We start from the raw sequence: 23512 nt of genomic DNA on the forward strand, positions 1-23512 counted from the left end.
CCGGGTTTATCCCGGTTTTTTCTTTTTGCGATTGTCAGGCGGTGATCTTCTGAAAACAGAAAGACCTCTTATACTGAAGGCTTTTAAATCCCAGGGAAAATTGAAAGTACGATTGATCCCCTTTAAGAGCAATGAAACCCCTAGCCCCAGAACTGTGGACCTGGAAGCACTTCCCAGCTTCTTGAAGGATATCGGCGATCCTCCCCTTATCGCAGCCGATACTAAAAGCAAGGATCTGCTTTCTAATATTAATTCTCTCGTTGACGAGATGTTCCTATTGAACTTTCTCCACACGACCCCTCCCGACGATCCTTCAGAAAAAATCTCCACTTACGGAGAACGTATTAAATTACTTCCTAAATCTATCGAATCACTCATTGAATTGTTACTCAAGGACCAGCACGATAGTGGATTGAAAGCTTTTCTTAGATTCTTCCTCAGTATGAGCAATAATCAGGAAGCATGGGAGGACTCCCTCGTAGGAAAGTTAAAAAAAGTCCCCGATAGAAAACGTGAAGAATCGAAAATAGATCTCATCAAGAGTGTCAGACTTACTTTCAGTGAAGGCGGACTTCTTGAAGATATTCTCGAAGGGTTCGAATTCAGGCAGGAACAATTGCTAACGGCAATGGAAGTGGCAGAAAACATACTGGAAAATCAAGGACTAATGATCGAGGCAGGAACAGGTACCGGAAAATCCCTCGCCTATCTGGTTCCCACAGCATACTACTGCCTATCAACTGGCAAACGAGCTGTAATATCGACCAAAACTCGTACACTTCAGGATCAGTTACTCAGGAAGGACATTCCTATTTTGAAAGAATTACCGGGCCTTGAAACTCTTGTGGCCACAGTGCTGAAAGGACGCGAGCGTTATCTGTGCCCGAAAAAATTCGTTGAACTTCTCGAAGTTTCGACATATACAGAAAACAGCGTCTCAAAAATACTATTGGGGATTCTTATCTGGTCCATGCTTACAGAATCCGGGGACCTCGACGAGATTTTGCTGCCCACAGAGTTGCGAAAAGAACTTGGAGCTGACAGATACAGTTGTACCACTCAACTTTGTCCTTTCTTCGAAAGGTGTCCCTATTTTAATGCAAGGGAAAACGCCATCAGGGCAGACCTAATCATAACAAATCATGCTTTGCTTTTCAGTGAAGCCGTGATCCGCTTAAAAGACGGTGATATGGATAAAGAAGTGAAAGGAACCCTTCTACCGAACTTTGATCTGCTTATTGTTGATGAAGCCCATGAACTCGAAAACTCTATAACAGAAGCTATGAGTTATAGAATTGAACCCTATGAAAACGCGCAACTTTTAAGAACATCTCTTCAATTATTGAGGAGTTCCTTGAGATCACTTAAAGATCGTTATGAAAAGGAATTTCTTGAAAAGATATGGAAGCGTTCGAAAGAACTCAGTGGGAGTGTCGAAGAAAACCTAAAGCAACTCGTACTTGCTTTCGGTGGTGGAACAGTTGGCGAAAGCATCAGAATTCAAGGTGATGCTCTGAAAAACCTCAACGATCTGCTAAGTGAACTTAATGCACGCATAAAGAGTTTCAGAAGTCTCTTTACTCAGGTATCAAAAATGGTAGAAGAAGCCTTTGAGGAGGAGCCTCTTTCCAGAGTACGCGTTGTGGGAACTGAGCTCAAGGCAACTTTGACCTCTATAGATGACTTTCACCAGAATATAGAAGGCTTTCTCGAAGAGAGAGAAGAGAAGAGAGTAGTTTACGCAAGAAAAGAATCAAGAAATGGTGGTATCTATCTCACAATTTCTTCGGCCCCCATTGAAAGCGATAAGTTGATGGGGAAGACATACCCAAATGTCCCAGTGAAAATATTCATTTCTGCAACACTCTGGGTTCACAGTAAAGGAAGTGATGGATTTAACTATGCGAGGCGGGTGCTGGGATTGCCAGAAGATTTTCATTCTGTAAGACTCGGAACTTCCTTTGATTATTCCCAGCAATTGAGGTTCTTTGTGGTCGAAGATATGGAGGAATACGCTCCGGGCAATCAGGTTTACCTCGATAAAGCTTCAGATTTAATTCGCACCGCTCTCTCCATTGTGAAAGGCGGTTCCATGGTTCTCTTTACCTCTTATAGTGACATGAGGTATGTTCACTCAAAGCTTGCAGAAGACCTTAAAGATTTAGATCTCAAAATTCAGAAGCCTTCTGACAGTCCTACAGCAATAATCGAAGAACATCTCGGTTCCAAGAACTCTGTGATATTCGGCGTGAGAACATTCTGGGAAGGTATTGACCTCCCCGGAGAACATCTCAAACTTCTAATACTGTTCAAATTGCCTTTCGATCGTCCAGATGATCCTTTGATTAACGCAAGAATAAAATACTTTGGTCCTAGAAATTTCATGGAAGGTCTGAATAAATATTACTATCCCAAGATGATAACCGCTTTCAGGCAAGGACTCGGACGGCTCATAAGAACGAAAGAAGATAAAGGCGTTGTTATAGTGTTTGATAGAAGGTTGATCGATTCCAAGCGCATATATTCACGTAAGCTGCTTGGTTCTCTTCCACCAGAGATGAAAATCGAGGTAGCTACCGGTCGGAAAATCATAGCAGCTTTGAGGAGACTGAAAAGAGAAAAATGGCTGTGAAAATACTGGAGATTGTCGGAACGTTTTTTCCAAACAACTGCATTTCTTGCGGAAAAAAGCTTTCACCGAGAAGATTTCTGTGCGATTTCTGCGAGGATGTAATAAGAGGTCCTCTCCCCTTCAGCTTTTCTCTCGGAAAGTTCACCGCGAGGAGCTATTGGTGGTATGAACCTCCAGTGAGTGAAATTATTAAAGCGTATAAATTCAACAAACGCTGGCGTCTTTCCCGCTTGATGGCCCAGTGGCTCTTTACTCTACTTGACTCCTGCTTACCTGCCGCAGGAACCGATTTCAGCATCATCCCTATTCCGACAACTTTCAGGGCTTTGAGGGAGAGAGGATTTGATTCCAACGGCCTCATACTACACCAGCTCAGGAAAATAGCAAACTACGAAGTAACCGATGCTTTAATAGCTATAAAATCCGGTTTGCCCCAATCGTCCCTCACAAAGGAAGAACGGAAAAGAGCCGTAGAAGAGAAGTTTGCTCTCAAAACTGGCAGATTGCCGGATAAAATAATTCTTTTTGACGATGTTATCACTACCGGCTCAACGATCACCTATTGCGCAAAACTCTTAAAAGATGCGGGTGTAAAAGAACTCAAAATCCTTTCTATTGCCAGAGCAAAATAAAAAAGAGGGTTTATAACCCTCTTTTGGCTGGGAGGGGAGGACTCGAACCTCCACCGGCGGATCCAGAGTCCGCTGTCCTACCATTAGACGACCTCCCAAAGACAGATAAATTATAAGATAGAATCCCTAATATGTCAAGGTAGCTATAAGACGTGTCCCATTAAAGAAGGAGTCCAAAAACTCTAGCAGGTCCTCCTGAATCTTAACAAAACCCCGAGAAGCAAAAACATCTCTGATACAGCATCCAGGTTGTTGAGGTTCTCCAGATGAAAGGCGCCAGCGCGGACAAGTAGTTTGCCAGTAAAGAACTCTTCGCTTTTGCCTCCGTCCACACCATGGAGATTGATACCAATTTCAGCAATTTTTCTCCTTGCAATCAACCATTGAGCGCATTCGGCGGAAACACCTGGAAATTGAAGGGAATCACCCTCCTCTTCAAGATATACCGTTGGGTGAGTCAAGTCCATTACTCTCATACTGACATGATAACATCTGATTTTGTTCTTAAAAATCAAAGATGTATAATAGAAAAGAGATTCTTAAGGGGGGATGAAGATGAGAAGAACTTTTGCGCTGCTGGCCATTTTGCTCACTTTCGGAGTTGCTTTCGCTCTTTACAGTGATATTTCTATCGACAATCCATACTACGATGCAATTAAGAAAGCCCTCGATAATGGGATATTTACAGCCGTTTATAACACCGAAAAGTTCGAAGGTAATAATCCGGTCACACGCTTTGAGATGGCCGTTATGATTAACAAGCTACTCGATTACGTAGATGAATCCCAAAATCCTCTCGTCACCGGCTTTAACAGTCTCACAGAAAGGCTGGTTTCCATTGAAAAAAATTTGAATGAGTTGTCAAATTCCCTTAAGAATATTTCAGATGAAGCTGAGCTGAGTATGAGGATTTCACAAAAACTTGAGGAAGTTTTCAACAGCTTCATAGAAGAATATAATCCTTGGGCAGCTGAAGTCAATAGCAGCATCGAAGCGTATTCAAAGAGGCTGGATGTCATTGAATCAAAACTGGAAAGTCTAGAAGAAGGGGTTGGACAGCTTTCACTTGAGTTATCCGCATATGGAAACAGGATCGCTAAATTGGAAGCCACTTTGGAAAAAGCAAATCTTGAGGAAATCAAAAGTAATGTGGAGAGCAATTCCCGCGAACTCAACAAAATTAGTAAAGATCTTGATAGCGTGAATTCACAATTAAGAATATATACAATATCGCTTTTACTCGTGGGGATAATCGCCGCAATAGGACTTTTCATGCCTTAACTGTGATGTTAGCCAGTTAAAAGCCGGGCTTAGAGCCTGGCTTTTTTATTTCTTTCAAAAGCAGTTCCAGCACTCTTCTCCTGTTGTTTTCATCCACCATTATGAGTGAGGTCCCTTCCATCTTTTTCAGGGAATTCAGGAAGCAATTGCCTTCTTTTCTGATAACACAAACGAACTTATTAGCTCCTTTTAAGAGCCTTACAACCTCGTTCCGAAAATCTTCACAGCAAAGCTCTAAAAATCCAAGTTCATCAATGACCAATAGTTTTCCACCCGGCTCAATCTTCTTTAACATCAAAGTCGCTTTTTCGAACCCATCTTTAAGTGGGTACATCTTCCCATTAGCATTTCTTTTAGCAATGGTAAAATTCTCACTCTCGCTATTTCCATATCCAATAAGCTTCAGAAGAAGGGTATTGTTGTCCTTCGAGAACCTGGTTAAAAAGCCATAGGAATCGAAACTTTCAATGATTTTTTCTATAATATAGCTCTTCCCAGCATTTCTTCTTCCTGTGATGAAAAACCTGCTCATTTATTCACCATCCACATATTTCATGAAGATCTTCTCAAAGTTAACAGTTTCCTGTTCGATACTCTCTATTTCGGCACTTAAGATCTTTAGCTTCTCGAGAATACTGAAAAGTTTGTCTGAAGAAGTTAAGTCAAGCTTGAATTCTGCATAATTACCCTTGATGTCCCATTCTCTGGCTTCGAGTGCTGCTGCATATTCTTCTGGATTCCGTCCGTTCAGTGAGATCCTTATTTTGTAACCCCGCGCTTTGAAAACTCTCAAAAGCTTATCCTTGTCTTCATTGATGATTATTTTCCCTTGACTCATTATCGCGACTCTGTCTGCAACAGCTTCAACAAGGTTCATATCATGAGTTGATAAGAGAATCGTTTTATCGTATTCTTCAGTGAGGTACCTTAAAATCTTTCTGAACTCTACGGATGATTTAACATCCAACCCCAACGTCGGTTCGTCCAGGAGGAGAAACTTTGCATCTGAAGCAAGAGCAACGGCTAGTGCTGTTTTTTGTTGCATCCCCCTTGATAATTGTTGAACTAGATCATTAGCTTTGTTCTCAATTCCCAACCATTTAAGTATTTCAAATGCCTCAGCCTTTTTGAGCATTTTACCACGGATTCCTGCAAAATATTCCATATTCTCTAAGGGTGTCAATCTCCAGTAAAGATTTCTATTACCTTCGAGAACAGCACTTATATGTCTTAATGCGCTCTTTCTATCTTTCTGGATATCATTTCCAAAAATTTCAATACTACCTTTCGAAGGTCTCAATAAACCACAGATCATCTTTATCGTTGTGCTTTTACCCGCACCATTGGGACCAAGTAAAGCAAATATTTCCCCTCTTCTTACATCAAAGGATATATTATTCACCGCGACAAGTTTTTCGCGTGACTTACGCCTAATATACACTTTTACTAAGTCTCTAACCTCAAGCGCTTTCATATTCGCACCTCCGCTCAATACTGGCTGAGTGAGCCACTTTTCATAGTGCTGATCTTAAAAGCCTTGAAAGCGAGAATGCCTGCCAACAAGTAAAGAAATGAAGAAATCCAGAGTACGAGATGTTCCACAAAAGGGAAATCGAACATATTCATCTTATTTATCGCCATTTGCCTCATTAAATATGCTGTTTGAGACATCGGTAAGAATTTAAGAGGTATGCTTTTCGCATCTATCATAGTAAATGCCAATGAACCGAAAGTAACAATCTGAATGAATGAGGATATTCTTTTAAACACCAATGCAATACCCCCGAGAATCAAACCGATTCCCAGTGCACCCATAACCCCAATAATCAGCAAGTACAGCAGTGTAGGCAGATTAAACCCCAAATTTCTTTTCGTTGTAAAGGCTGCAAGGTACATGAGAGGAATTATCATACAGATGTTAAAAACGAAATCGGCAACTACCCTCGAAAAGATTTGAAATTCGAAGGGAATGGGTGACATAAACACCTGTTCAAGGGTTCCTCTTTGCGCTTCGTCCATTATTCCAAAACTAACTCCTTGAAAAGAAAAAATAAACATTAGCCACATAAAATAACCCACTATAATCCCATCAATGGTATCACCGAATGTTGGTGAGTTACTACCAACAGCTTTAACTCCAAAAAATATCAAGTAGAAAAGAACGAAGATAGTAATGATACCTGATATGGAGTTGAAATAATATCTCTTGAATTCAATTAAATTCTTCTTGAAGTTAGAAAAGAAAGCTACTAACATTCGAAATATCAACTCCTTGTTTAGAATTTCTCATATATAATACCATAATTTTTATATCAAATGCAAATATTTCCAAAATTATTCCAAAACAAATGAAAATAGGAAAGATTTTCTTTTGGATAAGCAAAATTGTTTATATATAAATTTATAATTTTTATAAACCCCAAAATAATCTGAAGTATAATTTAAAACAAAAAAAGAGAGGGAAGTTCTTTCCCTCTCTTTTGATTGGAGGCGACGGAGGGATTTGAACCCTCGAATAGAGATTTTGCAGACCTCCGCCTTAGACCCCTTGGCTACGTCGCCTTACCATGATTATTTTAACACGTGTTTACTCCTTCTTTCAACCACCCTACTTAACATCAACGCTTTCTCGGCCAGCGTTGAAACGTAAAGAAATTCACAATATAGAACCACAATGTCGTAAGAAATGTCAGAAAGGTGGACCTAACCGTTAATCCGGGAGGGTAATCAACTAATTCCATACCTTTGTAATCTTTGTCTGGTTTTTCAGAATCATAGCGAAGTCCTTTAATCAACGTAGCAGGGGTGCTTTCGTCCATTTGCCCCATGACCAGCCCGGCCATTCCCGCCAATGAATCAATTACCATATCATTTCCGCCAAGGTGAGGTTCTCCGAAAAGGTCGCGCTTCCCACTTTTCCGGGTTATCGGGTCAATGCCCGAATATCCAATAGCTATATCCTGAGAACCCATCCTGCCTAACTCAGAAACAGTGTCTGTTATAATAACTGCAATATCTTTTCCAGTGAGTTGTTTGATTTCCTCTCTTATCTTTTGGGCACTTTTGCACGGATCCTTGGGAAGAAGCGTTACGTATTCTGATGGCGAGTTTGAAAAATCTATCCCTGCATCATCAAGATAAGCGGCATGGTTTCTGACAACAAATACATATGTTGAAATATCAAGGGCTTCACGTGTACCCTCGGGGTCAGCAGAAAATTTCAACATTTTTTTCCAGAGAATGGGGTGTTTTGCAATTTTCTTAAATGGAATCACAAATTTCACTTTACCCTCGCGCATTATCAATTCAACTTCTCTTGGATCTTTGTGAAAGAACTTCCCAAGGATTCTCGCCTTTCTCGACGGAATTACGTCCTTCAACTTAATCGTTCTACCATCAAAAAGAGAGACTAGTTTCGAGGTCACTACAAGAACATCTTTGTTCTCTATACTTATTCCTCTTTCCTTTAACACTTCAATAAAGAATTGACCAGCGGTCATTGTGGAAGCAAATTCAGGAGTAACAGGATTTGTTAAAGTCAAAGGGATTACCCTAACTTCTCTAATTTGCTCGCCCTCTTCAGATTTTGCTTCTAAAAATTTATTAACTCTCTCCAACTTTATCCCTCCTCTCAATATGCATTTAAAAAAAATTATGCCATCAACTACTCTCCATTGGAATGGAGAATCTCCAATGGCATTCCATTACGAAACCTAATCTTTTCCAGAAACTGGCTTCTTCTTTGGCATATTTATCACTTTCAACATTCAATATCCCAATAGTAGGTATGGAAATCTTCTCTTCCAAGTACGAACCTGACTTGATAGTCCACGATTTCCTTCCACATCAAGGGAGAGATCTTCGGTATAAATCTTATCAGAGCTTTAGAAGTTCCGAAAATGTTCTCTTCATTCCGCTCGATTGAAGAGGTACGTAGTTCATCATAATTCACCACAAGGTCCCCGAGTACAAACCTATTCTCATACAGGGTACCACGGACGGTTCTACCATTCAAAATAACATTATCTTCAATCGGAAAGTTCACTGGCATTTTATCGGGCCTTATCCTCTTATGTAACTCGATTACCTCATTAACAGTTGGCTTGACGTACTTTGTTCCGCAATTCGAACACCAAAAAGAATGTTTTTTACTTTTTACACTACCAATAGTCCCGCAGTCAGGGCATCTCCAGAGGAGTTTTTCAATCCCTTTATAATCTCTGTATGGAAGCTCGAAGCTCGGGTCAGGCTTTGAAAGAAAATCTTTGATCTTCTCTTCGAAATGGGGATCTTCAGGAATAACAGGCTCGCCGAATTCTACGGTAGCCCGGCCAAACTTGATTTTGTCAGACCACCTCGGCCACAATCTCTGAATGCCATAAAATTTAACAGGTATAACAGGAATATCCAATTTTCTCAGGAGTTTCCATATCTCTTTTCTTATACAGATCCTTTCGCCATCCCACGTTCGTGCAGCTTCTGGTGCTATTCCTATGCTGAATCCATTTCTTATCGTCTCGATTATTCTCTTCATCGCCACAAAGTCCACTGTATATCTCTTCACCGGTATTATTCCTACTTTCCACATAAGCGGTATCCTGTCAAAGTAAAGCGCAGTGCTCACGAACCTGAAATATCTGGTAACGGCATAGTAAATCAGTGGTCCATCATAATGTGTCTGGTGAAGGATAGCCAGCACAAAGGGCCCCCTCGACTTCAGCACCTTTCCGTTCAGGACTTTGGGCCAAACAATGAACTGAACCAGAAACTTCATTAGTAGGTTTAGAAAAATGTACTGCCAGGGAACGCAACGAGTATATTCAAAAGGGATAAACTTTCCCGGCAACGGGATGAAAGCCGGTACTTTCTTCGCATAATCTTTGTATCCATCAAGTTTTTCCTTTAACTTCTTTTCCTCAAAAAGAAATGTATAGAGAACTACGAGAATGGTAATCGCACTAAAAAGAAAAAAGTTAACATGACTCCAATACGCCATCACAAGCCCGGCGAGCACGAGCAGGTATCCCAAATAAATCGGGTGTCTTACAAACCTGTATGGTCCCGATATGACGAGTTTTTCAGGGCCATAAAAATAGTATGGCATTCCACCGCTGTGAAAGAGCATCGCGAGAATCGAATAAACTACCAGAATAACACCGAAAATCGCAACGGTCCAACTAACAGCGTGGGTAACCGTTGTTGACTCTGTGCCAAAAGAAATGATGATTAACGGTATCACCAGCCAGAAAATGATCGTTTCAATTATGCTGAGGATTAATCTCATTCCATCCCTCCAAAAGGAACATCGTACCTCCTGATTCCGGTGTTTCCACACTTACTTTCAGTCCCAAGGTATCAATAATCTTCTTGAATATCGAAAGTCCAAGACCATACCCAGAACTGGCTCTGGAAGAATCCACTTTATAAAATCGCTGGAATATACGTTCCTTCTCCTTTTCTGGTATGCCAGGTCCATAGTCGCGAAAGACGAGAGCAGATCTTTTTCTTTCCCAGAAAACTTCAACAGGTTTTCCAGGAGCGTGTTTCAGGGAGTTTTCCAATAATATTTTAAATGCCAGCTTGACAAGCTCTTCATCGGTTAACACCATTATATCAGGCAGTTTGAGTGTTACCTCCATGCTCGCTGAGCGCTTGAGAAAATCGCAGACCTCTTGAAGGGCTTTTTTAAGATTTACAGGGTTAAGCTCCGGCTTTAAATCGGGCTTTGCAAGGAACAGAAGGGACTCCGTCATTGTGATCATACCCTCGGCGGTTTCAGTTATATTTTTGGCAGCTTCGAGCACGATCTCCGGGTCTTCTATACCCCAGCGCGTTATAAGTCTTGAAAAACCAACGATCGAAGTCAGTGGAGAACGGATTTCATGAGCCACATCTGAAGAAAACTGCTCCTGCCTCCTGTAAGCGTCTTCAATTCTCTCAAGGGCTCTGTTCAAAGACTCTTTCAGCTCCAAAATTTCCTTGGTTCTTGACTCAACCTCGATTCTCTTTGAAAGATCGGAGAGGACCGTAGCTTGAAGAATTTTAGAAATTTCTTTCAGTGGTCTGGCTATCCTGCTCCCCATAATGACCCCAAAGGTCAACGCGAGGGCTATAGAAAGGAATATTCCCATTACCAGTGTCTTCTTGAGAGCATCTAGGAATATCTCATATTCGAACATCCTCGTGCCTATTATTACCTTTTTCCCACTTTCTATGAACCCGTATATGAGATAAGTTCCTCCATTTTCATAGACAACTCTGGGGCCCTCTTGGTATTCCTGGGGTTTAAGTTCATCAGAATTTTGAACGACTGTTTCATCTATCTGGATGAACATATTTTCGTAAAATTTTTGATTTCTGAATGCTCTCGCCACCATCGGTCCCATTGGTCCCATACCACGTTGAGGGGTTGAAGAGAAGACATGATAAGAATTGAGTAGCTCTTTGGAATAGTTATTAATAAATATCGTTGTAGACACGCGATACACAAAAACGAATACGAAAGCCATTACCAGAATGAGCATTGTTATGAATCCAAACGACAGCACAGCTGAAAGAGGCAGGCTGAACTTTCTCTTATTTGATGACATATCCGATACCCCTCACTGTATGAATCATTTTCCCGTGTTCACCCAGTTTTTTTCTCAGATAGTTCACATAGACTTCCACAACGTTTGGGTTTCCCCAGTCTTCTGCTCCCCAGACGAGTTCTAAAAGTTTTTCTTTGGACATTACGATGCCTTTGTTTTCAAGCAAAACTCTGAGGAGCTCGAACTCTGTTTTGCTAAGCTCTATAATTTTTCCAGAAACTACGACTTCTCTTCTATCAACATCCATCTCCAGAACATCGTGGGAAAGTTTCCTGGCACTCTTCTGCCTTCTAAGGAGTGCTTCTATTCTGGCAAGCAGTTCTTCAATGTGAAAGGGCTTTACCACATAATCATCGGCACCACCCTTTAACCCTTTTACTCTGTCGCTAACTTCTCCCCGGGCCGTTAACATTATTACGGGCAATTCCTCAGATACTTCGTCTCTGATAAATCTTAAAACCCCGAATCCATCTATTCCTGGAAGCATCACATCGAGAATCACCAGATCGAGTTTTTCTCTTTCAAGTACGTCCAGGGCTTCGTCGCCCGTAACAGCCTGGAGAACTTCGTAACCACTATGCTCAAGTTCTAACTTCAAAAATCGGCTTATGTGTGGGTCATCTTCGACCAGCAACAACCTCTTTCTATCCATCTCTATCACACCCACTTTCCACTATTTCTTTTCTTTTAACCCCCACTATTGATAGGCTTCCAGTAATTATACCAAATACCATCAATACGAGCCCAAGGGCCTCTCTCGCGGAAGCGATTTCGCCGAGAAAGATCATTGCAAACAAAAGGGCAAAAGCGGGCTCTCCAACATAGACGAGGGAGGCACCAATTGAACCAATGTGTTTTTGATATCTGAGCTGAATGGCCACAGCGAAAATGGTGGCAAATATCGCTGTGAAGCTTGCAGTGAAGATCGTACCCCCATTCAGGATGATTTTCCCGGGGACAAAAGGAATCAGGATGCCATTCACCAGAGTTACAACCAGCAATTGCGGCAGCAACATTTCAAATTCATTATCACTCTCCGAGGTGTATACGCTAATGTATATAACATGGAGGGAAAAAAGCAATGAGCAGATGAGAGTTAGCAGGTCACCAAATTGAATCCCGCTCTCAGGAGAGGTCAAAAAGTAAAGTCCCGTAATCGAGATGAGTAAAGAAATGACCTTTATAGGGGAAGGAAGTTTCTTTTCTATCAATGGCGATAAAACAGCCACGAATCCAACATACAACGCCGTAATGAAAGCACTTTTTGAAGCTGTCGTGTGAACGAGTCCCCACGTTTGGAACAGATAGCCTCCTGATAAAAATAATCCGAGAACGAGCCCCTGCACATTAAAGATGGATCGAAAGACTTTCCTACCTTGCAATTTTTCATAAATTATCACCAATATAGATGCTATCGCAAAACGCAGAGAATTGTAAAAAACCGGCGAAAGTCCATCGACGAGAATGGCTTTCTGCATTGGAAAGGTGAGCCCCCAGAAAAGCACCACCAACAAGAGCATAAAGGTTGCCTTCGCTTTCAAGAGTATCTACCTCCGAATTTTACATTGATAAAATTTACAAGCAAACTCATATAATTTTGACAAACTCTCTTCTTTCGCTTCAATCCACCATGGCAAGAACAGGGGGTTATTGAGGTTAATAAATTGTTATATACACAAAATTTGACAGAATTGAATTTTTGTGGTATAATATTTTTTAGAGACGCGAAAAAGGCGTCTTTTTTATTGGCTAAGTATCAAGATGATTGCGACAAGAGCCACGAGTATTCCTACGACAGCTACTATTGTGTAGATGTCCTTCTTCACTTCTTCTTCGGATTTCTGACTCAATACGAAGGTCACCGAAGTAGTTTCAGCTTCTTCGATATTGACATTTTGCGAAGCACTATGGTATTTCCACTTTGACACTCTAACGTCGTGGTCACCAATCTCAGCGAAATCCTTCACAGGAGTAGTGCCAAAATAATCACCATCAACATAAACAGAAGCACCCGATGGATCAGAGTGCACTTCGAGATAACCAAACGGATAAGTAGGCCACAATTTGAAGTTTAGTTCCGTAGTTCTAAATTCTACCTCACGTGAATCTGGTCCATAAGCGAGTCTTCTGTCATTAAAAAGATAGAAGCTGTGAGTTCCAAATTCCAGTTCTCTCATTAACACCGGCGCTATTCCAGCATAGAGGCCATCAATGAACACTTTTGTATTTTCCCTGTCCGAAACGATGTTTACTCTTGTAGTCATAGGCCTGTAGTTTGAGTGAATATAATACCCGGCGATGGTCCAATTGGAACCCTTCAAGGAATTCAAGATAATGTCTTTCATCCTTGATACATCCCGCATAAGATATGGAAAGGCACTGGTATGAAATCTGATAATTACTGGATCGAGAAAATAGATGGGATCTTTAGAAGCGATAAGCAGAAAAGTTTCGCGTCCGGCTACATTATCAACGATAAAGCGGTAATTGAGCGAACTGTCGGTGGTAGGAAGAGTATAAGTTTCATTTGCATTGACGAAGTTGTTCGTATCATACTTATTCGGAAAAAGTACCTGCACCTTCCCATCAGGAAGAATGTCCAGCAGCGCAACATAGGCGTCTGTGTTCACACTAAAGCTAATATTGAGCTCTTCACCAGCATAGTAAGTACTTCCCATTGGTTTATCGAATTCCAGCGTTGCCTTTATATCTCCCTCAGGTGGAATAATTATTATATTTGCTGGGTCGTACTGGACACCCACAAACCCAAAGATATTCACAAGAACAAACGTAAGAAAGCTAACCAAAAGTAACTTCCTCATACTTGACTCCCCCGTTCATTTCGAAATAGTATCTATCGCTTTTCTAATAGTTAGCGCCGATTTTATCAGTCCAGCCCTCTCTTTTTCAGAGAGTTTCAATGGCAGTATCCGCTCCACTCCATTCCTGCCAAGAACTGAAGGCACACTGAAGGGTACCTCCTTGATACCCTCAAATTCATTGTGAACAGTGGATATAGTCAGCACAGAATGGGAATCTCCGATAATTGCTTCCAATATTCTTACAACTGCTAAACCTATGCCAAAATATGTTGCGTCCTTTTTTTCAATGATCTTGTATGCAGCGTTTTTGGTGTCCTCAAATATTCTCTCGAAAACCCCGCTACCTTCACAGCTGGCGGTACACGCACTACAAAGTGTTTCCAGAGGAATACCCCCCACATTGGCTGTTGACCAGCTCACGATCTCACTGTCCCCATGCTCGCCAATGACATAGGCATGAACACTTCTCGGGTCGAGATGGCAGTGTTGCGCTATGTTTTGTCGCAGTCTTGCCGTATCAAGGGTTGTACCCGAGCCAATAACTCGATGCGATGGAAGTCCGGATACCTTCCAGGCGACCCAGGTAAGGACATCAACGGGGTTTGAGACAATCAATAGCAAAGGGGATTTTGAATAAGAGAGCGTTTTTTTGACTATGTTTTTCATCAATTCAGCATTACTTTCTATTAATTGAAGACGAGATTCTCCAGGTTTCTGGGATCTGCCCGCTGTAATGATCACAATGTCTGAATTCTTCGATAAGAAATAGTCGCCGCCAAGGATTCTTACCGGTTTAACATAAGGGTTTCCATGGCTTAAGTCCAGTGCATGACCTTCAGCAAGGTTGATATTCACGTCGATCAGAGCAATCTCATCGGCTATGCCTTTCATCATCGTGGCATAAGCAATTGATGCCCCCACCATGCCTGCACCAATTATAGAAATCTTCATGTGCTCACGCCCTTTTATTCAAATATTGCTTCACTCTTTCAAAGAGTCTTTCTTTCAGATGATCTTTTTCCACCTTTTCAACAATCTCACCTTCTGAGAATATCACCGCTCCAACGGATGTCCCGGCAATACCGACATCAGCATCCTTTCCTTCACCGATGCCGTTAACAACGCATCCCATGACGGCTATGGTCAGGTCTTGATTGATATCGCCAAACCAATTCTCCACTTCCTGCGCAAGAGTCTCCACATCGATTTCGGTTCTCATGCAGGTTGGACATGCTATAACCTCAACACCTTTTCTGAGTCCGATTGTCTTTAGCAGCTTTCTCGCGATTCTCACTTCCATCAGTGGATCTCCGGCGATGGAGACCCTTATCGTATCGCCTATTCCTTCGAGTAGAAGGGTACCGATACCTATTGAAGATTTTATCACCGCGCTCTCAAGAATCCCCGCTTCCGTAACACCTATATGCAAAGGATAGTCGACCTTTGAAGATATATACTTATTCGCTTCAATCGTCTCCCTCACCGATGATGACTTAGCAGATATCACGATGTCATAAAACTCCATTGATTCGAGAATTCTCACCTCTTCGAGAGCACTTTCAGCGAGGGCAACCGCTCTGTTGTCATAATTTTTGAACGCTTCCCTTATCGAACCTGAGTTCGCTCCCACCCTTATGGGGATTCCATAATCTTTTGCAGCTTTGGCTATCTCCCTTACTTTCCACAGCTGACCTATATTCCCTGGATTGATCCTTACTTTGGACGCTCCGTTTTTTATCGCGCCGATTGCCAGACGATAATCGAAATGAATATCAGCTATAAGCGGAACACAGCTGTTTTTCACAATTTCAGCAAAGGCATCTAGACTTTCCGTGTCCGGTATCGAAACACGCACAAGATCGCAACCCGCCTTATGAAGTGCAGCGATTTGTTTGACTGTGTCCTTGATGTTACGAGTATCGGTATTCGTCATGGATTGTATGGCAATCGGGTTTCCTCCACCTATGATTACGTCTCCAATCCTTACCATCCTGCTCATGCTATCGCCCCAAAAAACGTCCTACATCGATGGCTGTTATATAGAGAATTATTCCTATCAATATAAAGAATCCTATCGTTTGTATATAGGCCTCCACTTTGGGATCGATACGCCTTCTAATAACCATTTCGACAAGAGCCAGTATCATCCGCCCTCCATCAAGGGCGGGGAGCGGTAAGAGATTAATGACCCCAAGGTTCAGAGTTATCAGTCCAACGAGCAATATCACCATCTTGATTCCGGCTTTCGCAGCATCGCCTACCAGTTTTACGATACCAACAGGTCCTGTGAATTCCCTCAAAGAAGCCTGTCCCGTGAACAGGTTACTTATCACTACAACCATAGTTCTGAGCAATTCCGTCGCCCATTTAACTCCAAGGGAAAAGGCTTCGAAAACATTCCCGGGATACCAATAATCGAATCCTCGCTTGAAGACATTTGGCTCTTCGAGGATTGAAATGAACTCACTCTTAGACATACGTATGGTAACGAGCTGACCATTTCTGAGCACTTCTATCTCGAGGTCTTCAGGTAAGCCTGTTACCACCTGTTCGAGCATGTTCCCAGTGAAATACAGGTACATCGTTGATTGGTCAGCCGATATGCTCTGAATCAGATAGGAGAAATCAAGACCATCACGAACAGGAAAATCGTTTATCCTCACAATCCTGTCGCCAGCTTTGAAGTTCCTTGCATCTATGTTGAATTCAGGTTCAAATGAAGCGTAGTATATGCCAAGGGCAAAATATGGCTCAGTGAGCGAAAGGTATTCCATGGTGGCGCGCACCTTTTTTCCATCCTCAAATACAAGCTCTACAATCTCGCCCTGTCGGAGAGATTGGGCGATGGCGCTGTATCCGTTATCAACTAACACTCCATCGATACTCACCAGCTTCTTTCCGGGACTTCCTTCTACATCACCCAGAACGAATACAGCTCCTTCAGGCAAAAGACGGGGCTGGATATCAACTTCAATGAGCTCACCATTTCTTTCGATATCCAGGGTGAGCGCCCGCCCGGTTTTCACCTTTCTCGAAAGTGTAGAACTCTCTATAACCGTCCCACCATTAATGGAGACTATTCTGTCTCCGCTCTGAAGTCCAGCGTAATACGCCGGGGAATTTGGTTGGACTCTCTCAATGATGACTTCCGGAAAACCCCAGATAGCACCGGCGATCGCAAAAATCAAAAAGCCCGCGAGAATTGAAAACAGGGGACCTGAAAAGGCTATCAGGAACCGCTGCCATGAGGGTTTGGTATTAAAAAGTTGTTCCTTTGGTATATCTTCCGCATGTTCATCGAGAGTCTCGAGGTTTTCACCGGCCATTTTAACGTATCCACCCAGCGGGATCAATCTAATACTGAAGGTGGTTTCCTTGCCTTTTATTGAAAACAATTTGGGACCAAAACCTATGGCGAATTCGAGGATTCTGACCCCGAAGAATCTTGCAAAGATATAGTGCCCCAGTTCGTGCGCTACAACAACGCCGGTAAATATCGCTATAAAATAAAGGGCAATCACAGCTCTATTACCTCCCTTTCTGCAAGCTTCCTTGAAAATCTATCTATTTCGAGAACTTCGTCAAAATTATGGGGACTCGCTTCGAATACTTTTTCCACTACCCTGTAAATAATCCTGAATATGTCACCGAATTTTATCGCTCCTTTTTCAAAGTATTTGACTGCTACTTCGTCTGCTGCGTTGTACGCAATCTGCTTTGAAGGAACACCTGTAATCTCTCGCGCCAATTTCAGAGCCGGATACCTTCGATAATCGATCTCTTCGAGAGAGAGTGTTAACCTATCCAATTTTATGTGAGGAGAACTGTACGTTCTCACAGGATAACTTAAAGAGTAAGCTATCGGTATTTTCATATCGGCTTCTCCCACATGCAATTTGATCACTCCATCACGGTATATGGCACCACCGTGAATAAGACTGTTCCTGCAAATGTATGTCAATATGTCTTTCTCTTCATAATTAAATAGATAATGGGCTTCTATAACCTCAAGACCTTTGTTGACCATCGTTGCGCTGTCTATCGTGATTCGTTTTCCCATGGACCAGGTCGGGTGCTTGAGTACTTCTTCGAGGGTAGCTTCTTCTATTTGTTCCAACGGGTAATCGCGTAGAGCGCCACCTGAGGCCGTAATGAATATCTTTTCAGGTCTACTGTCGCCAATCATCAATTGAAATATGCCGCTGTGCTCACTGTCAACGGGGATGATTTCGACACCTCTCTGAACAGCTTTTTCTATCAAGAGTTTTCCGCCACATACCAGCGATTCCTTGTTGGCAAGGCAGAGTCGCTTTGAAGTTTCTATCGCTTTCAGGCTGTATCTGAGTCCAACAGCCCCTGATGCCCCGTTGACAACGGCGTCCGGCATGGCTGCTTCCAGCATTTCTTCAATACCATCCGCGCCAAAGAAAAAAATCGTTTCGGGGAACTCTTCTCTTAAATAGACGGCATCCCCCAGAGTTGCGGCATAGTCAGGTTTGAATTTCATAAGTTGTTTTCTGAAAAGAGAAAAGTTGTGGCCACAGGAGAGAGCCACAACTTTATAATCTCTTAGATCATTCACCACTTCAAGGGTTTGTCTGCCTATTGAACCCGTTGAACCTATGATTGCCAGCCTTTTCAAGGTCATCCTCCGAGCTTCTCTTTGATCTGTTTTGGATCACCGGTGGTTTCATTGAGAAGTTTCTTCACTTCCTCAGGAGACATTTTTTCGATTTTAATAATTTTATCCGGAATATTTTGTCGCATTCCCGGAACACATTTTTCGGGCTTTTCTTCACCAGCAGCCACTTTTAGCGCGAAAGCAGCGCAACCAGGATGACCGCAAAGTCCACAGTCTATATTTGGTAGTGCCCCGTAAATGAGCTGAGCCTTATCGTTGTCTTTAAGCATCCCTTTATATTTAGCCACTTCTTCAGGACTTGGACGTGTTGGTTTCTTTGATGCCGGTTTCTGAGGAGCCCCAGAAGAGGACAGGAGCTTTTCCAAAGCCTTTTCCGCATCTTCTCCGCTTTCTTCCCAGACGGCAAGGATTTTCTCTTGGGATGTCTTCATTATTGCTTCGAGCTTTTCAGGCACTCCTGAGCGTTTACCGGGAATACAGCCTTCTTTTTGCACTTTCCCTTCGACATAGGCCTTGGCGAAACCGGAGCAGCCAGGAAATCCACAGGCACCACAATTGATACCCGGAAGGGCTACCTCCGCCAGTTTGACCCGCGGGTCTTCCTTAACTGCGAATTTGGAAGCTGTAAAAGCAAGAAACAGGCCCGAGGCGAGCCCGAGAATTCCCAGAAGCACCGCTGAATATAATACTACCACTGCTCTCACCTCACAGTTTTACGAGGCCCTGGAATCCCATAAAAGCCATGGATAGGAGCCCGGCTGATACCAGCGCACTGGCAGTTCCTTTGAAGGATTCTGGGACATCGTAGAGTTCCATCTTTTCTCTTATAGTAGAGAAAATTATAAGAGCGAGCGCAAAGCCAAGACCTGCGCCAACAGCATGGATGATGGTTTCGATAAGGCTTAATTCTTGCTGCACGTTCAACAACGCGAGCCCGAGGATTGCACAATTTGTCGTTATAAGGGGCAGGAATATCCCGAGAGCTTCATACAGACCCGGACTGGTCTTCTTGAGGACTATTTCAACAAACTGAACCAGCACAGCGATTATCAAGATAAAGACAATCGTCGTAAGGAAAGGAAGCCCCAAAGCGATCAACAATAGGTTCAACAACCATGTAATAATTGAAGCCATCACCATGACGAAGATAACCGCCAAGCTCATGCCAACAGCAGTATCGACCTTTTTTGAAACGCCAAGAAAGGGACATATTCCCAAAAATCTTGAAAGCACAAAATTATTCACAAGCAACGCGGAAAGAAATATGAAAAATAGTTTTGTTCCTTCTGTCATTCAGATCTCCCCCTCATTTCGCGGCCTTAGCCTTCGCTGCCTTGGCTCTCCTGATTCCTATGTAGTTGAACATCCCGGCCATTACTCCAAGGGCGATGTAGGCTCCCGGTGGAAGGATCATCGCAAACATCTTCACATCGGAAAGATGCAATCCAAAGATTGTTCCGTTTCCCAGGAATTCCCTTACTATACCCAGAAGAACCAGCGATCCTGTAAAGCCAAGCCCCATTCCGAGACCATCCAGGAATGACAAACCCACGCTATTCTTTGAGGCAAAAGACTCAGCACGGCCAAGGATAATACAGTTAACGACAATAAGCGGAATAAAAAGCCCCAGAGTTTTCCAGAGCTCATAAGTAAATCCATGCATTAGTAGATCAACGACCGTCACAAAAGAAGCTATGATAACTATATAAGCCGGAATCCTCACCTTATCGGGAATGAACTTTCTTATCAAAGACACTACCACGTTTGACATAACGAGTACGCTGGTTGTAGCCAATCCCATCCCGAGACCGTTCACTGCACTCGTGGTGGTTGCAAGAGTTGGACACATTCCAAGAACTTGAACGAAAGTCGGGTTTTGTGCAATAAAACCATTAGTGAAGGTCTTAACGCTCTTGGCGGCCATTATTCAACACCTGCCTTTTTCAAGAACTCGTACATCGTGTTTATAGAATTGACCACTGCGCGTGGTGTGATTGTAGCACCGGTCATCACATCACTTGTCTGCACTACACCTGAGGTATCCCGTGCCTGCTGGAGTTTGTCAGGGGGTACAATAATTCCAGCATCTTTGTTCACTTTGAGTCCTTTTTCCAGCCCTGTTGGGGCCACAGGATAAAAACGTCTTTGAATGTCCTCCTGGGCTATATTGGCACCGAGCCCTGGGGTCTCCTGTGAGTATTCCATGACCTTTATCGCATTTAATTTGAGTCCGTCAGGTGTTGAAAGGAAAGAAGCGACACTAACCACATTTCCGCCATACCCCACTGCTTGACCTGTTAACACGTAGATATTTCTTCCGTTCTCTCCTTCAAATATGTAAGCGGGCGATTGTACTTTTCCCTTCCAGATAGGAGAAGAATACATGATGCCCTCTTCAACAGACATCGGAATCCATTCGTAACGCGCGAGTTCCTTCCCGTCTTTTGGAATCTGATTTTCAGGGACGAGAAGCTTTCCGGTAGAGGAATCGGTCAAAACAAAACGTATGGCATCTATCTTTGCAGCCAGCTCGGCCTTCTCAATAGGTTCCTTCACGAGATTATAAACCAGCGCAAGTCCGAGACCCGCTATAGTTGTAATTACCATCAAAACAATACCTGTCTTCAGATATTCACGCATTGCTCCTCACCTCTCCGAACCTCTTGGGTCTCGTGGCCATATCAATGAGCGGTACGAAGGAGTTCATAATGAGAATGGAAAAAGAGACTCCCTCGGGATAACCTCCGAAGTACCTTATTATCATCGTTATAAAGCCACAGCCTGTTCCGAAAATCAACTGCCCGAGAGGTGACATGGGACTGGTGACCATATCTGTCGCCATGAAAAGTGCACCAAGCATAAGACCGCCCCCCAGAAGGTGGTAGAGAGGGCTTCCATAACTCGAATTCACTGAATAGAAAATCCACGAGATCAGCGCAACACTGCCTAGATAGCTGAGAGGAATGAACAGCTTGATACGACCCCTTAGGACCAGATAAACAAAACCTATGATTAGCAATAGAGCGCTGACTTCACCTAGTGACCCCGGGATCGTACCAAAGAACAGGTCTTTTACAGGCGGGAGAGTCCCACTACCCTCTTTTAGTATTGCCATAGGAGTTGCTGTCGTTTCGAGGTCAAATGGTTTGAACCACGTCGTCATTTGAACGGGGAAAGACATCAAAAGGAACACACGACCGATAAGAGCAGGGTTCCAGAAGTTCTTTCCAAGTCCTCCAAAGATATGTTTCGCTATCCCGATGGCCACCAAAACACCGATAACCGCCTGCCACCAGCTAACAGCAAGGGAAAGGTTGAGTGCAAGCAACAACCCGGTTACCGAAGCACTGAAATCGGGTTTGAAATCTTTCCTCTGCCGGAGTACCCTCATGATGAAGAGCTCTATAAGCTCTGCTGATACCATAGAAATTATAATTAACAGCAATGCTTTCATCCCAAACAAGACTACAGCAGCGACAGAAGCGGGTATAAGGGCAATCAAAACATCAATCATTACTTTTCTAACGTCATCTCCAGATCTAAGGTGTGGAGCAGCTGCTACTGTCAGCTTCATCATCTCTTCCCCCCTTTGAGGGTCCTGTACACTTTCTTTGCGAGTTTGAAGTTTTTGACGAGTTCAATGTTTGCCGGGCAGGCATAAGAACAACTTCCACATTCCATACAGTCCATGAGACCGTTCTCAACAGCTTTATCATAAAGCCTGTTTGTGGCATACAGATTCAAGACAAAGGGCTGAAGATACATCGGACAGGCCTTCACACAACTACCACATCTTATACAGGGATAACTTTCTCTAGATGGCGCTACTTCTTTGGACATTACTGTGATACCAGAAGTTCCCTTTACTATGGGGATGTCAACACGTGGAACTGCGGTGCCCATCATGGGACCACCAAATATCACGCGGTCAACCTCATCTTCTTTTATGCCACCGGTGAGTTCAATTAGCTTGCTGGCAAGCGTACCAATCCTCGCTATAACATTGATTGGTTCTCGAACAGCCTCACCAGTAACAGTAATTGCCCTCTCGATAAGGGGTTTGCCCTCTTCTAGGGCTTCGTATACTGCGAAAGCTGTACCCACATTCTGGACTACAACTCCAACATCCATAGGCAATCCACCCGAAGGAACAACACGTTTTGTTATAGCGTAAATGAGCTGTTTCTCAGCTCCCTGCGGATATTTTGTCTTTAGGGTGGCTACCTCAATTCCTGTTCCTTTTGTTGCTTTCTTTATCTCCTCAATTGCTTTCGGTTTGTTGTTTTCAATGCCGATTATCGCTTTCTTGACACCAAGGGCTTTTATCAAAGCGAGCACGCCTCTGACGATTTCTTGTGACTTTTCGAGCATCATACGGTAGTCCACTGTCAGGTAAGGCTCACACTCGGCTCCGTTGATAATGAGGAGATCGATTTTCTTTTCCTTTGGCGGGGATAGTTTTACATTCGTGGGAAACATCGCTCCACCAAGACCCACGATCCCGGCCTCTTTGATCCTTTCCACGATTTCTTGGGGCTCAAATTCTTCATAAGGCTTTCTAGGTTCAAGCAATTGCCAGGTATCTTCACCTTCTCGTTCGATAACAATCGCGCTGTCGGGCTTCCCAAGGACAGGATGGTAAATTTTCTCAATTCCTTTTACTACACCTGTCACAGGTGAATGAAGATTTGCTGAGATGAATCCGGCTGCTTCTCCAATTTTCTGCCCCGTCAGCACATGTTGGCCTGGTTCGACCAGAGGTTTTGCAGGCACACCGGCATGGTTTGCCAGAAAAACATAAACAACCTCTGGTAAAGGAGCATTTGTTAGAGCGCTGTGCTCCGAAAGTTCCTTCTTTTCAGGAGGGTGTACACCCCCTCTGAACGTTAAGAGTCCCACTCCTTACCACCTCA

General features: G+C 43.1%; 23 protein-coding genes and 2 tRNA genes. 3 read left to right on the top strand and 22 right to left on the bottom strand.

All coding sequences use genetic code 11. The annotated features are described in order from the left end of the window. The first annotated feature begins 154 nt into the window (after positions 1-154). Both IX53_RS05020 and IX53_RS05025 read left to right on the top strand, forming a co-directional pair. Positions 155-2632 (top strand): ATP-dependent DNA helicase, encoded by a 2478-nt coding sequence (locus IX53_RS05020; protein WP_156173109.1) that lies wholly within the window; start codon positions 155-157, stop codon positions 2630-2632. Beyond that, positions 2623-3264: a ComF family protein gene (locus tag IX53_RS05025; protein WP_047754416.1), complete on the top strand. Its 642-nt coding sequence runs from the start codon at positions 2623-2625 to the stop codon at positions 3262-3264. The genes IX53_RS05020 and IX53_RS05025 overlap by 10 nt, the downstream gene beginning before the upstream one ends. 24 nt (positions 3265-3288) lie before the next feature. Here the strand turns inward: IX53_RS05025 and IX53_RS05030 are convergent. Continuing rightward, a tRNA-Gln gene (locus tag IX53_RS05030) sits at positions 3289-3362 on the bottom strand. 84 nt (positions 3363-3446) lie between these two features. Then, positions 3447-3740, bottom strand: a complete 294-nt coding sequence (locus IX53_RS05035) for a cyclase family protein (protein WP_156173110.1) — start codon at positions 3738-3740, stop codon at positions 3447-3449. Positions 3741-3819: 79 nt separating this feature from the next. On the opposite strand from IX53_RS05035, the gene IX53_RS05040 reads away from it, so the two are divergent. Beyond that, positions 3820-4545 (top strand): S-layer homology domain-containing protein, encoded by a 726-nt coding sequence (locus IX53_RS05040; protein ID WP_047754418.1) that lies wholly within the window; start codon positions 3820-3822, stop codon positions 4543-4545. A gap of 16 nt (positions 4546-4561) precedes the next feature. Here IX53_RS05040 and IX53_RS05045 read toward each other — a convergent pair whose 3' ends face one another. From IX53_RS05045 to rsxC, 20 genes are all read right to left on the bottom strand, one after another. After that, a complete protein-coding gene (locus tag IX53_RS05045; protein ID WP_047754419.1) occupies positions 4562-5077 on the bottom strand; it encodes a nucleoside-triphosphatase in 516 nt (171 codons plus the stop codon). Next, complete coding sequence (locus tag IX53_RS05050) at positions 5078-6019, bottom strand: ABC transporter ATP-binding protein (protein WP_047754420.1); 942 nt, start codon at positions 6017-6019, stop codon at positions 5078-5080. Positions 6020-6033: 14 nt separating this feature from the next. After that, the gene (locus IX53_RS05055) at positions 6034-6801 is read right to left on the bottom strand and encodes an ABC transporter permease (RefSeq protein ID WP_047754421.1); all 768 of its coding nucleotides are present in this window, start codon (positions 6799-6801) and stop codon (positions 6034-6036) included. A gap of 229 nt (positions 6802-7030) precedes the next feature. Beyond that, positions 7031-7107, bottom strand: a tRNA-Cys gene (locus tag IX53_RS05060). 56 nt (positions 7108-7163) lie between these two features. Then, positions 7164-8162 (bottom strand): coenzyme F420-0:L-glutamate ligase, encoded by a 999-nt coding sequence (locus IX53_RS05065; RefSeq protein WP_047754422.1) that lies wholly within the window; start codon positions 8160-8162, stop codon positions 7164-7166. A gap of 143 nt (positions 8163-8305) precedes the next feature. After that, positions 8306-9829, bottom strand: coding sequence for a 1-acyl-sn-glycerol-3-phosphate acyltransferase (locus tag IX53_RS05070; protein WP_047754423.1), 1524 nt, complete (start codon positions 9827-9829; stop codon positions 8306-8308). Continuing rightward, positions 9804-11135 carry a sensor histidine kinase gene (locus IX53_RS05075; RefSeq protein ID WP_053001195.1) on the bottom strand — a complete coding sequence of 444 codons (1332 nt, stop codon included), beginning with the start codon at positions 11133-11135 and terminating at the stop codon, positions 9804-9806. The genes IX53_RS05070 and IX53_RS05075 overlap by 26 nt, the downstream gene beginning before the upstream one ends. Then, positions 11122-11787, bottom strand: a complete 666-nt coding sequence (locus IX53_RS05080) for a response regulator transcription factor (RefSeq protein WP_047754424.1) — start codon at positions 11785-11787, stop codon at positions 11122-11124. The genes IX53_RS05075 and IX53_RS05080 overlap by 14 nt, the downstream gene beginning before the upstream one ends. Continuing rightward, positions 11780-12676, bottom strand: a complete 897-nt coding sequence (locus IX53_RS05085; protein WP_245612769.1) for a DMT family transporter — start codon at positions 12674-12676, stop codon at positions 11780-11782. Before IX53_RS05085 ends, IX53_RS05080 begins: the two co-directional genes overlap by 8 nt. Positions 12677-12877: 201 nt before the next feature. Continuing rightward, the gene (locus tag IX53_RS05090) at positions 12878-13957 is read right to left on the bottom strand and encodes a DUF4384 domain-containing protein (RefSeq protein ID WP_047754426.1); all 1080 of its coding nucleotides are present in this window, start codon (positions 13955-13957) and stop codon (positions 12878-12880) included. A 15-nt stretch (positions 13958-13972) separates the two neighbouring features. Continuing rightward, positions 13973-14908: an L-lactate dehydrogenase gene (locus tag IX53_RS05095; protein WP_047754427.1), complete on the bottom strand. Its 936-nt coding sequence runs from the start codon at positions 14906-14908 to the stop codon at positions 13973-13975. Between the two features lie 4 nt (positions 14909-14912). Beyond that, positions 14913-15956, bottom strand: coding sequence for a flavodoxin-dependent (E)-4-hydroxy-3-methylbut-2-enyl-diphosphate synthase (gene ispG / locus IX53_RS05100; protein WP_047754428.1), 1044 nt, complete (start codon positions 15954-15956; stop codon positions 14913-14915). Between the two features lies 1 nt (position 15957). Beyond that, the gene (locus tag IX53_RS05105; protein ID WP_047754429.1) at positions 15958-17478 is read right to left on the bottom strand and encodes a site-2 protease family protein; all 1521 of its coding nucleotides are present in this window, start codon (positions 17476-17478) and stop codon (positions 15958-15960) included. Then, entirely contained in the window at positions 17475-18599 is a 1125-nt protein-coding gene (gene dxr, locus IX53_RS05110; RefSeq protein ID WP_245612678.1) for a 1-deoxy-D-xylulose-5-phosphate reductoisomerase, read from the bottom strand. The genes IX53_RS05105 and dxr overlap by 4 nt, the downstream gene beginning before the upstream one ends. A gap of 2 nt (positions 18600-18601) precedes the next feature. Continuing rightward, a complete protein-coding gene (locus IX53_RS05115) occupies positions 18602-19294 on the bottom strand; it encodes a (Fe-S)-binding protein (RefSeq protein WP_047754431.1) in 693 nt (230 codons plus the stop codon). A gap of 10 nt (positions 19295-19304) precedes the next feature. Continuing rightward, on the bottom strand, positions 19305-19892 hold the full coding sequence (rsxA, locus tag IX53_RS05120; RefSeq protein ID WP_047754432.1) for an electron transport complex subunit RsxA: 588 nt from the start codon (positions 19890-19892) through the stop codon (positions 19305-19307). A 13-nt stretch (positions 19893-19905) separates the two neighbouring features. After that, complete coding sequence (gene rsxE / locus IX53_RS05125; protein WP_047754433.1) at positions 19906-20523, bottom strand: electron transport complex subunit RsxE; 618 nt, start codon at positions 20521-20523, stop codon at positions 19906-19908. Then, on the bottom strand, positions 20523-21239 hold the full coding sequence (locus IX53_RS05130) for an RnfABCDGE type electron transport complex subunit G (RefSeq protein ID WP_047754434.1): 717 nt from the start codon (positions 21237-21239) through the stop codon (positions 20523-20525). The genes rsxE and IX53_RS05130 overlap by 1 nt, the downstream gene beginning before the upstream one ends. Beyond that, complete coding sequence (locus IX53_RS05135; RefSeq protein WP_047755463.1) at positions 21232-22173, bottom strand: RnfABCDGE type electron transport complex subunit D; 942 nt, start codon at positions 22171-22173, stop codon at positions 21232-21234. Before IX53_RS05135 ends, IX53_RS05130 begins: the two co-directional genes overlap by 8 nt. Next, entirely contained in the window at positions 22173-23498 is a 1326-nt protein-coding gene (gene rsxC / locus IX53_RS05140; RefSeq protein ID WP_047754435.1) for an electron transport complex subunit RsxC, read from the bottom strand. Before rsxC ends, IX53_RS05135 begins: the two co-directional genes overlap by 1 nt. Positions 23499-23512: the final 14 nt, after the last annotated feature.

Source organism: Kosmotoga pacifica, from assembly GCF_001027025.1.
In the GTDB taxonomy this organism is placed as follows: domain Bacteria; phylum Thermotogota; class Thermotogae; order Petrotogales; family Kosmotogaceae; genus Kosmotoga_B; species Kosmotoga_B pacifica.

Bases quoted from the DNA above. Each gene is read 5' to 3' on its own strand.
- IX53_RS05025 (WP_047754416.1), top strand. From the start codon at position 2,623: ATGGCTGTGAAAATACTGGAGATTGTCGGAACGTTTTTTCCAAACAAC.
- IX53_RS05035 (WP_156173110.1), bottom strand. From the start codon at position 3,740: ATGAGAGTAATGGACTTGACTCACCCAACGGTATATCTTGAAGAGGAG.
- IX53_RS05040 (WP_047754418.1), top strand. From the start codon at position 3,820: ATGAGAAGAACTTTTGCGCTGCTGGCCATTTTGCTCACTTTCGGAGTT.
- IX53_RS05045 (WP_047754419.1), bottom strand. From the start codon at position 5,077: ATGAGCAGGTTTTTCATCACAGGAAGAAGAAATGCTGGGAAGAGCTAT.
- IX53_RS05050 (WP_047754420.1), bottom strand. From the start codon at position 6,019: ATGAAAGCGCTTGAGGTTAGAGACTTAGTAAAAGTGTATATTAGGCGT.
- IX53_RS05055 (WP_047754421.1), bottom strand. From the start codon at position 6,801: ATGTTAGTAGCTTTCTTTTCTAACTTCAAGAAGAATTTAATTGAATTC.
- IX53_RS05070 (WP_047754423.1), bottom strand. From the start codon at position 9,829: ATGAGATTAATCCTCAGCATAATTGAAACGATCATTTTCTGGCTGGTG.
- IX53_RS05075 (WP_053001195.1), bottom strand. From the start codon at position 11,135: ATGTCATCAAATAAGAGAAAGTTCAGCCTGCCTCTTTCAGCTGTGCTG.
- IX53_RS05080 (WP_047754424.1), bottom strand. From the start codon at position 11,787: ATGGATAGAAAGAGGTTGTTGCTGGTCGAAGATGACCCACACATAAGC.
- IX53_RS05090 (WP_047754426.1), bottom strand. From the start codon at position 13,957: ATGAGGAAGTTACTTTTGGTTAGCTTTCTTACGTTTGTTCTTGTGAAT.
- IX53_RS05095 (WP_047754427.1), bottom strand. From the start codon at position 14,908: ATGAAGATTTCTATAATTGGTGCAGGCATGGTGGGGGCATCAATTGCT.
- ispG (WP_047754428.1), bottom strand. From the start codon at position 15,956: ATGAGCAGGATGGTAAGGATTGGAGACGTAATCATAGGTGGAGGAAAC.
- rsxA (WP_047754432.1), bottom strand. From the start codon at position 19,892: ATGACAGAAGGAACAAAACTATTTTTCATATTTCTTTCCGCGTTGCTT.
- rsxE (WP_047754433.1), bottom strand. From the start codon at position 20,523: ATGGCCGCCAAGAGCGTTAAGACCTTCACTAATGGTTTTATTGCACAA.
- IX53_RS05130 (WP_047754434.1), bottom strand. From the start codon at position 21,239: ATGCGTGAATATCTGAAGACAGGTATTGTTTTGATGGTAATTACAACT.
- IX53_RS05135 (WP_047755463.1), bottom strand. From the start codon at position 22,173: ATGAAGCTGACAGTAGCAGCTGCTCCACACCTTAGATCTGGAGATGAC.